The sequence below is a fragment of the Mycolicibacterium sp. XJ1819 genome, assembly GCF_053483675.1.
In genome coordinates, this window is record NZ_JBEFST010000016.1 from 116,739 (window position 1) to 130,735 (window position 13,997).

The following is a 13,997-nucleotide window of genomic DNA, read 5'->3' on the forward strand; positions in this document are numbered from 1 at the left end:
GTCGGAGGCAACGCGCGTGATCGGCGTCGCCAAGCGACTGTGGATACCGTTGGTGATCGTCATCGTGTTGGTGATCGCCGGGTTCACCGTCCAGCGGATCCGGACCTTCTTCGGTGCCGAGGGCATCATCACGACACCCAAGGTGTTCGCGGACGATCCTGAACCCTTCGACCCGAAGGTCGTCACCTACGAGATCTTCGGAACCGGGTCCTACGCCGACATCAACTACCTGGATCTGGACGCCAAACCGATCCGCGTCGACGGCGCCGCGCTGCCGTGGTCGCTGACGCTGCAGACCACCGCACCCTCGGCCGCGCCCAACATCGTCGCGCAGGGTGACGGAAGTTCGATCACCTGCCGCATCACTGTCGACGACGAAGTCAAGGACGAACGGACCTCCACCGGCCTCAACGCGCAGACGTTCTGCTACGTCAAGTCCGCATGAGCATCTCGACCAGCGACGCGCCGACGGACGCCTTCCCGCCGGCCAGGCATGCGGCCAGGCCGTTCATCCCCCGGATGATCCGGCGCTTCGCCGTGCCCATCATCCTGGCGTGGGTCGCGGTGATCGCCCTTCTGAATGTGGCTGTGCCGCAACTGGAGACAGTCGGCCAGATGCGTGCGGTGTCGATGAGCCCAGAAGAGGCGCCGTCGATGATCGCGATGAAGCGCATCGGGCACGTGTTCGACGAGTACGACTCCGACAGCTCGGCGATGATCATCGTGGAGGGCGAGGAACCCCTCGGCGAGGACGCCCGCCAGTACTACACCGAGATCGTCGACCGGCTCAAAGCCGACAGCACGCATGTGCAGAACGTCCAGGATTTCTGGAGCGACCCGCTGACCGCCGCCGGCGCGCAGAGCAACGACGGCAAGGCGGTCTATGTTCAGGCGTATCTGGCGGGAAACCAGGGCGAAAGCCTGGCCAACGAGTCAGTGAAGACCGTGCAGGACCTGGTGGCCGGTGTGCCCGCACCGCCGGGCGTCACCGCCTACGTGACCGGTCCTGCCGTGCTGATGGCCGACCAGCACATCGCCAGCGACCGCAGCATGCGGCTGATAGAGGCGGTCACCTTCACGGTGATCATCACGATGCTGCTGCTGGTGTACCGCTCGGTGCTCACCGTGATCATCACGCTGCTGATGGTGGTGCTGCAGCTGACGGCGGTGCGTGGCTTCGTGGCCTTCATGGGCTACCACGAGATCATCGGACTGTCGACGTTCGCGGTGAACCTGTTGGTGACGTTGGCCATCGCGGCGGGCACCGACTACGCGATCTTCCTCAACGGCCGATATCAGGAAGCCAGGGGCGCGGGCGAAGACCGGGAAACGGCCTTCTACACCATGTTCCGCGGCACCGCACACGTGGTGCTCGGTTCCGGGTTGACGATCGCGGGCGCGACCTTCTGCCTGAGTTTCACCCGGCTGCCCTATTTCCAGTCGCTCGGTGTGCCGCTCGCGATCGGCATGATGGTCTGTGTTCTGGCCGCGTTGACGTTGAGCACGGCGGTCATCACGGTGGCCAGCCGATTCGGCAACCTGCTCGAACCGCGACGGGCCATGCGGGTGCGCGGTTGGCGCAAGGTCGGCGCCGCGGTGGTGCGCTGGCCGGGGCCCATCCTGGTCGCGACCATCGCGCTCTCGCTGGTCGGACTGCTGACCCTGCCCGGCTACCAGACCAATTTCAACGACCGCAACTACCTGCCGCCGGACCTGCCCGCCAACCAGGGATACGCGGCCGCCGACCGGCACTTCTCGGCGGCCCGGATGAATCCCGAACTCCTGATGGTCGAAAGCGACCACGATCTGCGCAACTCGGCGGACTTCCTGGTGATCGACAAGATCGCCAAGTCCGTGTTCCGGGTGCCGGGCATCTCCCGCGTGCAGTCGATCACCCGCCCCAACGGCAAGCCCATCGAGCACACGTCGATTCCCTTCCTGATCAGCATGCAGGGCACCACCCAGCAGATGAACCAGAAGTACCTGAACGATCGCATGGCCGACATGCTTGTTCAGGCCGACGAGATGTCCAAGACCATCGAGAACATGGAGCGGATGTCGGCGCTGACCACGCAGATGGCCGACGTCACCCACTCGATGGTGTCGAAGATGATGGACATGACCGTCGACGTCGCCGAAATGCGGGACAGCATCGCCGATTTCGACGATTTCTTCCGTCCCATCCGGAACTACTTCTACTGGGAACCGCACTGCTACAACATCCCGCTCTGCTGGGCGTTCCGGTCGGTCTTCGACACTCTCGACGGCATCAACACGATGACCGACGACATCCAGGCGATCCTGCCCGACATGCAGCGTCTCGACGAGCTGATGCCGCAGATGGTGACGCTGATGCCGCCGATGATCGAGACCATGAAGACCATGCGCGGCATGATGCTGACGATGTATGCCAGCCAGAAGGGCATGCAGGATCAGATGGCGGCGCTGCAGGAGAACTCGACGGCGATGGGCGACGCGTTCGACGCCTCGATGAACGACGACTCGTTCTATCTCCCGCCCGAGGTGTTCGACAACGCCGACTTCAAGAAGGGCATGGAGAACTTCATCTCCCCGGATGGAAAGTCGGTGCGCTTCATCATCTCTCACGACGGCGATCCGCTGTCCGCGGAGGGAATCAACCGGATCGACGACATCAAGCAGGCGGCCAAGGAGGCCATCAAGGGCACCCCGCTGGAAGGGTCCAGGGTCTATCTGGCCGGAAGTGCCGCCGTGTACAAGGACATGTCCGACGGCAACAACTACGACCTGATGATCGCGGGCATCCTCGCGCTCGCGTTGATCTTCACGATCATGCTGATCATCACCCGAAGCGTGGTCGCGGCGGCGGTGATCGTCGGCACCGTGGCCATCTCGTTGGGCGCGTCGTTCGGGCTGTCCATCCTCATCTGGCAGCACGTCCTCGGCATCGAACTGCACTGGATGGTGATGGCGATGTCGGTCATCATCCTGTTGGCGGTGGGCGCCGACTACAACCTGTTGTTGGTGGCGCGGCTCAAGGAGGAGCTCCACGCCGGGGTCAAGACCGGCATCATCCGGGCGATGGGCGGCAGTGGTTCGGTGGTCACCTCGGCCGGCTTGGTGTTCGCCTTCACGATGATGTCGATGTCGGTCAGTGAGCTCACCGTGATCGGTCAGGTGGGTACTACCATCGGTCTTGGTCTGTTGTTCGACACCTTGGTGGTCCGCGCGTTCATGACACCGTCGATCGCCGCGCTGATGGGTAAGTGGTTCTGGTGGCCGCAGCGGGTGCGCGACAGGCCGGTGCCGTCGCCGTGGCCGAAACCGCCGCAGCAGTTGACGTCCGTTGGGCCGGAGGGAGGCCAGTCGTGAAGAGGTTACTAGCCGGAATCGCCTTGGTGGCAGCGGGATTGCTTTCCGCGGCACCCGCGCACGCCGATGTCGACAGTGAATTCGCCAAGGAGTTGCACACCTACGGCATCTACGGGCAGAAGGACTTCAACGCCTGGATCGGCAAGATCACCTGCAAGCGACTGGACCGCGGAACGGACCCCGACGCGTTCGCATCCGCCCGCTTCATCCAGGCTCAACTGCAGAGAAGCCAGAACAGCACCGAACAGACCTGGCAGTTCCTCGGCGCCGCGCTGCGCACCTACTGCCCCGACAAGCTGCCGGTTCTCGATCAAGCGGCGCGATAAGGAGGACGACGTGTTGCGCAAAGCAGGTATCGCGCTGACCGCGCTGGGATGTGCGGCGATGATCTGGCCGGCGACAGCCGCCGGTGACGCCACCGACGACTATCCGATCCCGAACCGGATGCTCAAGACCACCTGCACCGTCGACCAGTACATGGCGGCCGTGCGAGACACCGATCCGGTGTACTACGAGCGGTACATGATCGACTACAAGAACAAGTCGCCCGAGGTACAGCAGGGCGCCCGCGACCGCATCCACTGGTTCTTCTCACTGGACTACGCGGGCCGGCGCGCGTACTCGGAGAACATCGCCACCGACATCTACTACGAGCAGATGGCGTTCCGCTGGCCCAACTGGGCGAAGTTGTTCTTCAACAACAAGGGCGTCACCGCGCACGGCACCGACGTCTGCACCGGCTATTCCGCGACCGATCCGACCGTCTGGACCTGGTAAGCGCCGCTAGGGCAGCGCGCCGAACAGCGGACTCAGCACGACCATCACCGGGTCGGGCGGCGGCGGTCCCGGCTCGGGCGGGACCGGCTCCCCGGGCGGCGGCGGTGGCGCCGCGGGCGCGGGTCCCTCAGGCGCTGCGGCGGGCGGTTGTTCGGCAGCGACCGGTTGAGCCTCGATCGGCTGGGCCGGCGGTGGCGCCGCCTCGACGGGTTCGACGACGACGGCAGCGGGTGCGCTGGGCTGCGCGGCCGCCTCGACCAGCGGCGCGGCTTCCTGCACAGGTGGCGGGGCAGGTGGCAGCGGTGCGGGCGGCAGCGGCGCGGCAGCGGTCTGGTGCGCGGCTGCGGGCATCGACGGCACCATCGGCGCCGACGGCACGGCATGGACGCTGACCGAGGTCGTCGGAGAATTCGACGCCGGCGGCTCTTCGGTCGGCGTCGACTCCTTGTTCCCGGTGAAGATCGGCACGATGACGAACAGCGCGATCATCCCGGCGACCACCGCGGTGGCCGCGCGGGCGTGCGTGCCGTATCGCGACAGCCCCGTGAGGATTCGGTCGCGGCCGCTCGGCGCGTCGGTGCGCGTCGTGATGACCTCGGTCTTCGGTTCGGACGCAACCTCCCGCGCGGCACTCGGCGAGGCCGCGGCGGCGGCCCGATTGCGGGCCGGTTTCTTCAGCGCGTCGGTCCACGCGACGAGGTTGTCCGGGCCCGTCGCCGCGGGCGCGGACTGGCGTGCCCGGGGACGCCGACGGGCGGCTTTCACCCCGGCGCGAATTCGACTTACCTGATCGTCAATAGCTGGCTCGGCCGGCGGCGACGACGCCAGGGCGGCCCCCCGGGCCAATGCGAGTTGCACCTCGCCCGAGGCGTCGACGGGTATCGGCAGCGTCTCCGCCAACCCCTCCGACGTGAGCTCCAGGTCGCCTCGCGCGCCGACGAGGAAGACGACCTCGGGTTCGAGCCCGTTGGCCTCGAAGGTGTCGGTCAGCCAACGTCCGAGTCCGTCGGCGCTTTCGCGCATATGGGTCGCGAAGGTTCGAACGTTGTCGTGGCCGAACGACAGCACTGTGACCGCGGTGGCCTCGATGATGCAGACCGCGCATCTCTGGAACCCGAAGGTTCGTGGGAACGTGCGCGCCCAGGTGCTTGCCGCTTCGGACAATCGCACGCTTGTGACGTTGTCAAAGTCGGCCTCGCCCAGGGACTTCAGCAGGAGGACGGCCTTCGCGTGGGCGTCGTCGGTCCACGTGACGTTGACGGATTTGACCTCGTGCCCAGTGGAACCGGCGATCGCCGCCGCGCCGCGCACCGCCGCGACGTGCCTGGCGACGTCGGAGTCGTCAACCGTGGCGGAGCCCAGATCGAAGGCGTCGTGGTCGAGAATTTTCGCGTCGGCGCCCGGGCCGTCGAGCAGGATCCACCCGACGCTGGTCGACGTCAATGACAGACCGAGCACCGTGTCCACCCTGACCCACCTTCGTCGACTGGTCCGCCCGACCGCTGGCCACACTCGCCGTCCCGGCCGATCGGCAAACTGAGCATAGTTTGCTCACCCCGATGCGGCGAGTCGCGCGCGAAAGTCGACAACGTCCAGGTTGGTGGGTTTATCGCTTTTCAGGTTCTGGTGTTACTGATGTGACGGGATTGCCAGCTGAGAACGCCCGGCACGCGGTCAGCCACCGGCACCGCCCTGGCCTCCGGCACCACCTTGGCCGCCCGGGCCGCCGGCACCGCCCTGGCCACCTTGCCCGCCCTGGCCCCCCTGACCGCCTTGGCCGCCTGCCCCGTCGGCACCATCGGCGCCGTCCGCCCCATCCGCACCGTCGGCCCCGTCGGCGCCTCGACCGGGTTGTCCGTCGGCGGCTGTCGGCGGCGGCGCCGGCGCGGACGTGGCTGTAGTGGTCGTCACCGTCGGTGTGGGGGCGGGCGAACTCGTCGTGTCCGGGTCGGTGGTCGGCGACGAGGGTTCATCGGTACACGCCGCCGACGTGGCCGCCAAAGCGACGAGGCCGCAGGCGCCGATCGACAGCATCAGCAAGCGGTTGGCGCGGGGCTTCTGGGTCATGCCCCAACGCTAGCGCGTGTGTCATCATCGAGGCGCTGTGCGACATCTCAGTATGACGACAATGGCCGCGTGCTGGTCGGTCGTGATGGCCGTCGCGGTCCCGGTGGCGATGCTTCACGCCGGCGCGGCATCCGCCCAGCCCTGCCCCGACGTCGAGGTCGTGTTCGCAAGGGGCACCGCCGAACCGCCAGGAGTCGGCGGCGTCGGGCAGGCGTTCGTCGACGCGCTGCGATCCCGGCTCGGCGATCGCTCGCTGGGCGTCTACGCGGTGAATTATCCGGCCACCCGCCACTTCGACGTCAGCACGTCCGCGGGACGCGACGATGTGAGCGCGCACATCCAGGCCACGGCGTCCAACTGCCCGAACACCAGATTCGTGCTCGGCGGCCATTCGCAGGGCGCCGCCGTCATCGACATGGCCACCACGGCGATGCCCGACTGGGTCGCCGACCGGGTCGCCGCGGCGGCGCTGTTCGGAAGCCCGCGAAACAGCCTTTCCGATCTGTTGGCACCCGGTCCGCTGCCCACCACCGGCCCGCTTTACGCGGCCAAGACCATCGACCTGTGTGCGCGCTACGACCTGTTCTGCGCCAGAGGCGGCTGGAGCCCACGTGCACACAACTCGTACGTGCAGACGGGAATGGTCGACCAGGCCGCGTCCTTCGTGGCCGACCGGCTTTAGACTCCGGTCGGATCACCGTCGGGTGGTTCACTATGAGTCGGGCCGATCTGGTAGGAACAAAGCACATCTAACCGTTAGGGAGGAGCTCCGCCAGGTGCCCAACTGCGCTGAGGCTGGGCGTCCCGTCCGTGGAGTCCACAGGCCGCATCGGATGACAACGTGATGAGCACTCCCGCCACCGACACCGTGGCGTCGGAACCACAGGTCAAGCGTTCCGGTATTGCGAAGTGGATCCGCCGACTGGCGATCCCGATCATCATCGCCTGGATCCTGCTCATCGCCGTCCTCAACGCCAGCGTGCCGCAGCTGGAAGTCGTCGGCCAGATGCGGTCGGTGTCGATGAGCCCGGCCGAGGCCCCGTCGGTGATCGCGATGAAGCGTGTCGGCGAGGTCTTCGAGGAGTTCAAGTCCGACAGCGCGGCGATGATCGTCCTGGAAGGGCAGCAGCCTCTCGGTGACGAAGCCCGCCAGTTCTACGACGAGCTGATCGACAAGCTCGAAGCCGACGACCGCCACGTCGAGCACATCCAGGATTTCTGGGGCGACCCGCTGACCGAAGCCGCGGCGGTGAGCGCCGACGGCAAGGCCGTCTACGTTCAGGTGTATCTCGCCGGCAACATGGGCGAGCAGCTGTCCAACGAATCGGTCGCCGCGGTCGACGAGATCGTCTCCGGTCTGTCGCCTCCGCCCGGCGTGGAGGTGTTCGTCACCGGCGGTTCGGCGCTGATCGCCGACCAGCAGATCGCCAGCGACCGCAGCATCCGAATCATCGAGATGGTCACGTTCGCCGTCATCATCACGATGCTGCTGTTGACCTACCGGTCCATCATCACCACGGTCATCACGCTGCTGATGGTCGTGCTCGCGCTGGCGGCCACCCGCGGCGTGGTGGCGTTCCTGGGCTATCACGATTTGATCGGGTTGTCGACGTTCGCGACCAGCCTTCTGGTCACGCTGGCGATAGCCGCCTCGACCGACTACGCGATCTTCCTGATCGGGCGTTATCAGGAGGGCCGCACGATCGGCCAGAGCCGGGAGTCGGCGTACTACACGATGTTTCACGGCACCGCACACGTGGTGCTCGGATCGGGCATGACGATCGCGGGCGCGACGTTCTGCCTGTCGTTCACCCGGCTGCCCTACTTTCAGTCACTGGGCGTACCGCTCGCCGTGGGCATGACAATCGCGGTGCTGGTTGCCTTGACGCTGGGGTCGGCGATCATCACCGTCGCGAGTCGGTTCGGACTGCTGGAACCCAAACGCGCCATGCGTATTCGGGGTTGGCGCAAGATCGGTGCCACGATCGTGCGTTGGCCGGCGCCGGTACTGCTGGCGACGGTGGCACTGTCGCTCGTCGGGCTGCTCGCGCTGCCCGGCTACCAGCCCAACTACAACGATCGCTTGTATCTGCCCGTCGACCTGCCCGCCAACCAGGGTTTCGCCGCGGCCGAACGGCACTTCTCCCCCGCGACGATGAACCCCGAGTTGCTGCTCATCGAAAGCGACCACGACCTTCGCAATTCGGCGGACTTCCTGGTGATCGACAAGATCGCCAAGGCCATCTTCCGGGTTCCGGGCATCGGCAGGGTGCAGTCGATCACCCGGCCCAACGGTAAACCCATCGAGTTCAGCACGATCCCGGCACAACTGAGCCTCGGCGGCGTCGGGCAGGAATTGAACCGCAAATACCTCGACGACCGCATGGACGACATGCTCGTGCAGGCCGACGAGATGCAGACGACCATCGACACGATGACTCGGATGATGTCGTTGATGGGCGAGATGAACGCGACGACGCACAGCATGGTCGAGAAGACCCGCGACATGACCATCGACGTCGCCGAATTGCGGGATCACATCGCCGATTTCGATGACTTCTTCCGCCCGATCCGCAACTACTTCTACTGGGAACCGCACTGCTACAACATCCCGCTCTGTTGGTCGATGCGATCCATCTTCGACACGATCGACGGCGTCAACGTGATGACCGATGACGTGCAGGCCCTGCTGCCGGATCTGGAGCGCCTCGACGCGTTGATGCCGCAACTGCTCGCGCTGATGCCCGAACAGATCTCGACGATGAAGACCATGCGGGAGATGATGCTGACCATGCACGCCACCCAGGCGGGCATGCAAAATCAGCAGGCCGCGCTCAGCGAGAACCAGTCGGCGATGGGCGATGCGTTCAACGACTCCTGGAACGACGACACGTTCTATCTGCCGCCGGAGATCTTCGACAACGAAGACTTCAAACGCGGTATGGAGAACTTCATCTCGCCCAACGGACACGCGGTCCGGATGATCATCCAGCACGAAGGCGATCCGCTCAGCGCCGACGGCATCGAGCGCATCGACGCGATCAAACTGGCCGCCAAGGAGGCGATCAAGGGCACGCCGCTGGAGGGATCCCGGATCTACATCGGCGGCACCGCGTCGGCGTTCAAGGACATGCAGGAGGGCAACGCGTACGACCTGATGATCGCGGGGATCCTGGCGATCTCACTGATCTTCACGATCATGCTGCTGATCACCCGCAGCCTCGTCGCGGCCGCCGTCATCGTGGGCACCGTGGTGCTGTCGCTCGGAGCCTCGTTCGGCCTGTCGATCCTGGTGTGGCAGCACATCCTCGGCATCGAACTGCAGTTCATGGTGATGGCCATGGCGGTGATCATCCTGTTGGCCGTCGGCGCCGATTACAACCTGCTGTTGGTCGCCCGGTTGAAGGAGGAACTGCCCGCCGGCGTCAACACCGCGATCATCCGCGCGATGGGCGGCAGCGGTTCGGTGGTCACCGCGGCGGGTCTGGTGTTCGCGTTCACGATGATGTCGATGATGGTCAGTGAACTGACCGTGGTGGCCCAGGTGGGCACGACGATCGGCATGGGCCTTCTGTTCGACACCTTGGTGATCCGCGCGTTCATGACGCCGTCGATCGCAGCACTGCTCGGACGATGGTTCTGGTGGCCACAGGTGGTCAGGCAGCGACCGAAGCCCGTGCCGTGGCCCAAGCCGCGACAACTGCAGCCGTAAAGGCGGCCAGGCTCGACCAGCCCGCGACGCCGGTCAGCCCGTTTTTCGCCAGCAGCACCATCGCGACGCCCGCCACACAGACCAGTGCGCCGGCAGCGGTGGACCGGGCGCCGGTGGCCGCGGCGGGGCCGTCCCACCACTTCAGCCGTCGGTGCTCAAGAGGCGACAGCAGCCGGAACATGACCGCCATCACCCCCGCGAACACCACCGCTCGTAGCGCGAGCAGCGCCCAAAAGTGCGGTGCGTCAACGTCATACGCATCGAGTCCCACCGTGTGCAGTGCGAAGGCGGCGACGGCGATCGCGGGGATGTGCCACAGGTAGAGCGTCATCGCTCCCCCGTTTCCGACGGCGACGACGTACCAGACACGTGGGCGGCCGGCCCAGCGCCGCAGCGCACCGGCGGCGGCCACGAATGCGCACGACATCCAGGTGCACTGCAGCGCGAGAAGCAGCGTGGGCGGTGACACGTTGGACAAGTGCTCGACGCCGGTGACCACCAGCGCGACCTCGTAGCGCCCGGCCACACAGAGCAGAACCTGCGCGACGACCGCGGCTACCGCCACCGTCAGCGCGGCGGGCCTGCCGACCAGTCCACGGGCGTATCCGACCCCGATCGCGACCGGGATCAGCCAGACGATCAGGAAGTTACCGACACCGGCCAACTCTGCGCCGAGGGAGATCCGGACGGCGTCGACCGTTGCCGCGCTCAGCAGCAGGGCCGCCACCACCCGCGCGATCGACGCGCGGTCAGACAGCCGGGTCAGGGCCGGGACGCACGCGAGCGCGACCAGGTAGACGCCCAGGAACCACAGCAGGGCGACGCATTCGCGGCCGAGCGCCGCCGCGGACTCCGCGCCCAGCACCACCCGCACCAGCACCAGGCCCACCGACCAGGTGCCCAGATACCAGAACACCGGCCGGCACAGCCGCTGCGCACGGGTGAACAACCAACTGCCCCACGGTGTGCCGGCGCGGAAGCCGTAGGCGCCCGCCGCGCCCCCCGCGAGGAAGAACAGCGGCATGACCTGAACCACCCACGTCACCGGGGCCAGATCGGGCAGCTCACCGAGCAGATTGCCGATCTGCACACCCTCGGCGCCGATGGTGGCCAGCAGCAGCGCACAGTGCCCGAACATCACGACGACCAGCGCGGCGAGCCGGGCCACATCGACGGCGCGATCGCGTCCGGGCGGGGTGGCAGCGGCGACCTGCTCGGCGCCGGACGCGGCACCGGACGAAACCTCGATTGACGGCATGTTCTCCACGATGCCCGCGGCCGCGGCGGTGCGGATGAGTAGTACTACGCGCACCCGTCAGCAATATCCGCGACACCCGCCGCGGGTATTGGCCGCACCTCGTGTGACGCCGCAGTATGGTGCAGCCGTGGGCAGAAAGCTGTTGGCAAACGGCCGTGGCCGCTGGCTGGCGGTCGTGATGTCGATCGTCGTGTCGGCCGCCATGCTGTATGCCCAGAGCACGACGCCGACCGAGATGCCCGCAGCTACTGCGCCAGGGCAACCATCTGCGCCGTCCGCCGCGCCGAAGACGGCCAGCCCCACCGAAGCGGAGCTGATGGCGGCCAGCGCACCGGTCGCGGCCCGGGACTTTCAGTTCGCGTTGCCGGCGGGTGTTGCCCCCGAGGAGGGTCTGCAGACCAAGACGATCTGGGTGGCCAGGGCGATCAGCGTGATGTTCCCCGAGATCACCACCATCGGCGGCTACCGGCAGGATGCGCTGCCGTGGCATCCCAACGGCTTGGCCATCGATGTGATGATCCCCAACCACGGCAGCGAGGAAGGCATCGAACTCGGTAACCAGATCGCCGGGCTGGCATTGGCCAACGCCGAGCGGTGGGGTGTCATCCACGTGATCTGGCGGCAGGGGTTTTATCCGGGCATCGGCGCGCCGAGTTGGACCGCCGACTACGGCAACGAGACGGCCAACCACTACGACCACGTGCACATCGCCACCGAGGGGGGCGGCTACCCGACCGGGGGCGAGACCTTCTACCTCGCGTCGATGGAGTCCGGGCCGCCGAATTAGGCCTTGCCCATGCCCTCGGCGGCCGGCGTGGGCCCGCCGTTGTTGCGGACGACCTTCTCGATGCGCGCCCCGAGATCGCTGTCGACGCTGCGCCAGTACTCGAGCGCCCGGTCGAGCACCTCGCCGGTGACGCCGGCGAGGCTACCGGCGATCGTCTCGACGGCCGCGGCGCGCTGCGCATCGTTCCAGACCTTGCGCACCATCGTGCCGGCCTGGCCGAAGTCGTCGTCTTCGGAGCGCAGCGCGTAGGCCGCGCGCAGCAGTTCCCCGTCGGCCTCCCAGCCGTCCTCGGCCGGGCCGGTGTGGTCGGCGTAGGGCCGTCCGGTGCTGTTCGGGGCGTAGACGGCGGCCGCGCCTGAGTGGTGATAGGTCATCTGGCCGTCGAACATGTAGGTGTTCACCGGCACGCCGTCGCGCGGCTGGTTGACCGGTAGTTGGTGGAAGTTGGTGCCGATTCGGTTGCGCTGCGCGTCGTTGTAGGCGAACGCGCGGCCCAGCAGCATCTTGTCCGGCGACAGCCCGATGCCCGGCACGGTGTTGCCCGGCGAGAACGCCGCCTGCTCGATCTGGGCGAAGAAGTTCTCCGGATTGCGGTTGAGCGTGTAGGTGCCCACCGGGATCAGCGGATAGTCGCTGTGCGGCCAGACCTTGGTCAGGTCGAACGGATTGAACCGGTAGTCTGCGGCATCCGCGTACGGCATCACCTGTACCGACAGTCGCCAGCTGGGATGTTCGCCGCGCGCGATGGCGTCGAACAGGTCTCTGCGGTGGAAATCGCTGTCCTCACCGGCCACCGCGGCGGCTTCCTCGTTGGTGAAGAACTCCATGCCCTGTTCGGTGTGGAAGTGGTACTTCACCCAGAACTTCTCGCCGGCCGCGTTGACCCACATGTAGGTGTGCGAGCCATAGCCGTTCATGTGTCGCCACGTTCTGGGCAGTCCGCGCTCGCCCATCAGGTAGGTCACTTGGTGTGCCGTCTCGGGGTTGAGACTCCAGAAGTCCCACTGCATCTGGGCCGATCGCAGGCCGGAGTCCGGCAGCCTTTTCTGGCTGCGGATGAAATGCGGGAACTTCATCGGGTCGCGCAGGAAGAAGATCGGGGTGTTGTTGCCGACGAGGTCGTAGTTGCCCTCGGAGGTGTAGAACTTCAACGAGTAGCCGCGTACGTCCCGCCAGGTGTCCGGACTGCCCTGCTCTCCGGCGACGGTCGAGAACCGGATCAGCAGATCGGTGGTGGTGCCCTTCTGGAACAGCGCGGCCTTGGTGAACTGGGAGACGTCCTCGGTGGCCGTGAACTCTCCAAAAGCCCCAGAGCCCTTCGCATGTGGGCTGCGCTCGGGAACCCGCTCACGGTTGAAGTGCGCCATCTGTTCGAGGAAGTGCACATCGTGCAGCACGATCGGGCCGTCGGACCCGACGCTCAGTGAATTGCGGTCACTGGCGGCGGGGGCGCCCGAACCGGTGGTGGAGCCGTTCTTAGCGGTCATTTCAATCTCCAATCAGTTGGCGGTTCTCGGCTTGGCAGTCCGGGCAGATTCCCCAGAAGGTGACTTCGGCTTCGTCGATGAGGTATCCGGTGTCGGTGCGGGTGTGCAGGCACGGCGCTTGGCGGGTGGCACAGTCGACATCGACGATCGCGCCGCACTTGCGGCACACCACGTGGTGGTGGTTGTCACCGGTCTGCAGTTCGAAGCGTGCCGGTGAGCCGGCAGGCTCGACGCGGCGCAGAAGGTTCGCGCGAGTCAGCGCGTGCAGCACGTCGTAGACGGCCTGCGTGGACAGCGAGCCGATGCGTCTGCGGGCGCCGGCGGCGATCGTCTCGACGTCGGCATGGGGCTGTGCGAGCACTTCGGCGAGCACAGCGAGTCGCGGCTGGGTCACGCGCAATCCCGCCGCCCGAAGCTTGTCGTGCCAAGAGGTCACGGTCGCCTGGCCCTCCAAAAAACTGGATTGACTCAAGATTCGATCTTGGCCTAACTTCTTGCATAACGCAAGACTTGTCAATTGCAATCGCTGGTGAGTCTCGGCGCGAGGCGGCTGCGTGA

Annotated in this window: 13 protein-coding genes; 8 read left to right on the forward strand and 5 right to left on the reverse strand. The window is 66.3% G+C overall.

Annotated features, from left to right (window positions below; genetic code table 11):
* Positions 1-16 precede the first annotated feature (16 nt).
* Genes ABQE89_RS18635 through ABQE89_RS18650 form a run of 4 tightly spaced genes read left to right on the forward strand, consistent with a single transcriptional unit; the run spans position 17 to position 4,128 of the window.
* A complete protein-coding gene (locus ABQE89_RS18635) occupies positions 17-445 on the forward strand; it encodes an MmpS family transport accessory protein (RefSeq protein WP_448419278.1) in 429 nt (142 codons plus the stop codon).
* Positions 442-3,351 carry an MMPL/RND family transporter gene (locus ABQE89_RS18640; protein ID WP_448419280.1) on the forward strand — a complete coding sequence of 970 codons (2,910 nt, stop codon included), beginning with the start codon at positions 442-444 and terminating at the stop codon, positions 3,349-3,351. Before ABQE89_RS18635 ends, ABQE89_RS18640 begins: the two co-directional genes overlap by 4 nt.
* The gene (locus ABQE89_RS18645) at positions 3,348-3,677 is read left to right on the forward strand and encodes a DUF732 domain-containing protein (RefSeq protein WP_448419282.1); all 330 of its coding nucleotides are present in this window, start codon (positions 3,348-3,350) and stop codon (positions 3,675-3,677) included. Before ABQE89_RS18640 ends, ABQE89_RS18645 begins: the two co-directional genes overlap by 4 nt.
* Before the next feature lie 10 nt (positions 3,678-3,687).
* Positions 3,688-4,128 carry a DUF5078 domain-containing protein gene (locus tag ABQE89_RS18650; protein ID WP_448419284.1) on the forward strand — a complete coding sequence of 147 codons (441 nt, stop codon included), beginning with the start codon at positions 3,688-3,690 and terminating at the stop codon, positions 4,126-4,128.
* 6 nt (positions 4,129-4,134) lie between these two features.
* Here the strand turns inward: ABQE89_RS18650 and ABQE89_RS18655 are convergent, their stop codons facing one another.
* Positions 4,135-5,595, reverse strand: coding sequence for a DUF7159 family protein (locus ABQE89_RS18655; protein ID WP_448419286.1), 1,461 nt, complete (start codon positions 5,593-5,595; stop codon positions 4,135-4,137).
* Positions 5,596-5,744: 149 nt separating this feature from the next.
* Entirely contained in the window at positions 5,745-5,945 is a 201-nt protein-coding gene (locus ABQE89_RS18660) for a hypothetical protein (protein WP_448419288.1), read from the reverse strand.
* 74 nt (positions 5,946-6,019) lie between these two features.
* Between ABQE89_RS18660 and ABQE89_RS18665 the strand changes: the two genes are divergently transcribed.
* The 3 genes from ABQE89_RS18665 to ABQE89_RS18675 all read left to right on the forward strand — a co-directional run bounded on the left by ABQE89_RS18665 (position 6,020) and on the right by ABQE89_RS18675 (position 9,907).
* Entirely contained in the window at positions 6,020-6,208 is a 189-nt protein-coding gene (locus tag ABQE89_RS18665) for a hypothetical protein (protein WP_448419290.1), read from the forward strand.
* Positions 6,209-6,247: 39 nt separating this feature from the next.
* Complete coding sequence (locus ABQE89_RS18670; protein ID WP_448419292.1) at positions 6,248-6,877, forward strand: cutinase family protein; 630 nt, start codon at positions 6,248-6,250, stop codon at positions 6,875-6,877.
* Positions 6,878-7,039: 162 nt separating this feature from the next.
* Complete coding sequence (locus ABQE89_RS18675; RefSeq protein ID WP_448419294.1) at positions 7,040-9,907, forward strand: MMPL/RND family transporter; 2,868 nt, start codon at positions 7,040-7,042, stop codon at positions 9,905-9,907.
* Here ABQE89_RS18675 and ABQE89_RS18680 read toward each other — a convergent pair.
* Positions 9,852-11,165 (reverse strand): acyltransferase family protein, encoded by a 1,314-nt coding sequence (locus tag ABQE89_RS18680; RefSeq protein WP_448419352.1) that lies wholly within the window; start codon positions 11,163-11,165, stop codon positions 9,852-9,854. The genes ABQE89_RS18675 and ABQE89_RS18680 overlap by 56 nt on opposite strands.
* 178 nt (positions 11,166-11,343) lie before the next feature.
* On the opposite strand from ABQE89_RS18680, the gene ABQE89_RS18685 reads away from it, so the two are divergent.
* Positions 11,344-11,952 (forward strand): VldE C-terminal domain-containing protein, encoded by a 609-nt coding sequence (locus tag ABQE89_RS18685; RefSeq protein WP_448419354.1) that lies wholly within the window; start codon positions 11,344-11,346, stop codon positions 11,950-11,952.
* Here ABQE89_RS18685 and ABQE89_RS18690 read toward each other — a convergent pair.
* Both ABQE89_RS18690 and ABQE89_RS18695 read right to left on the reverse strand, forming a co-directional pair.
* Positions 11,949-13,439, reverse strand: a complete 1,491-nt coding sequence (locus ABQE89_RS18690) for a catalase (protein ID WP_448419296.1) — start codon at positions 13,437-13,439, stop codon at positions 11,949-11,951. The two genes, ABQE89_RS18685 and ABQE89_RS18690, sit on opposite strands and share 4 nt — an antisense overlap.
* A 1-nt stretch (position 13,440) precedes the next feature.
* Positions 13,441-13,875, reverse strand: coding sequence for a Fur family transcriptional regulator (locus tag ABQE89_RS18695; protein ID WP_448419356.1), 435 nt, complete (start codon positions 13,873-13,875; stop codon positions 13,441-13,443).
* Positions 13,876-13,997: the final 122 nt, after the last annotated feature.

Coding starts and splice junctions, on each gene's coding strand:
- ABQE89_RS18660 (WP_448419288.1), bottom strand. CDS start 5,945: ATGGGGCGGACGGCGCCGATGGTGCCGACGGGGCAGGCGGCCAAGGCG.
- ABQE89_RS18640 (WP_448419280.1), top strand. CDS start 442: ATGAGCATCTCGACCAGCGACGCGCCGACGGACGCCTTCCCGCCGGCC.
- ABQE89_RS18675 (WP_448419294.1), top strand. CDS start 7,040: ATGAGCACTCCCGCCACCGACACCGTGGCGTCGGAACCACAGGTCAAG.
- ABQE89_RS18670 (WP_448419292.1), top strand. CDS start 6,248: ATGACGACAATGGCCGCGTGCTGGTCGGTCGTGATGGCCGTCGCGGTC.
- ABQE89_RS18685 (WP_448419354.1), top strand. CDS start 11,344: ATGTCGATCGTCGTGTCGGCCGCCATGCTGTATGCCCAGAGCACGACG.
- ABQE89_RS18690 (WP_448419296.1), bottom strand. CDS start 13,439: ATGACCGCTAAGAACGGCTCCACCACCGGTTCGGGCGCCCCCGCCGCC.
- ABQE89_RS18680 (WP_448419352.1), bottom strand. CDS start 11,165: ATGCCGTCAATCGAGGTTTCGTCCGGTGCCGCGTCCGGCGCCGAGCAG.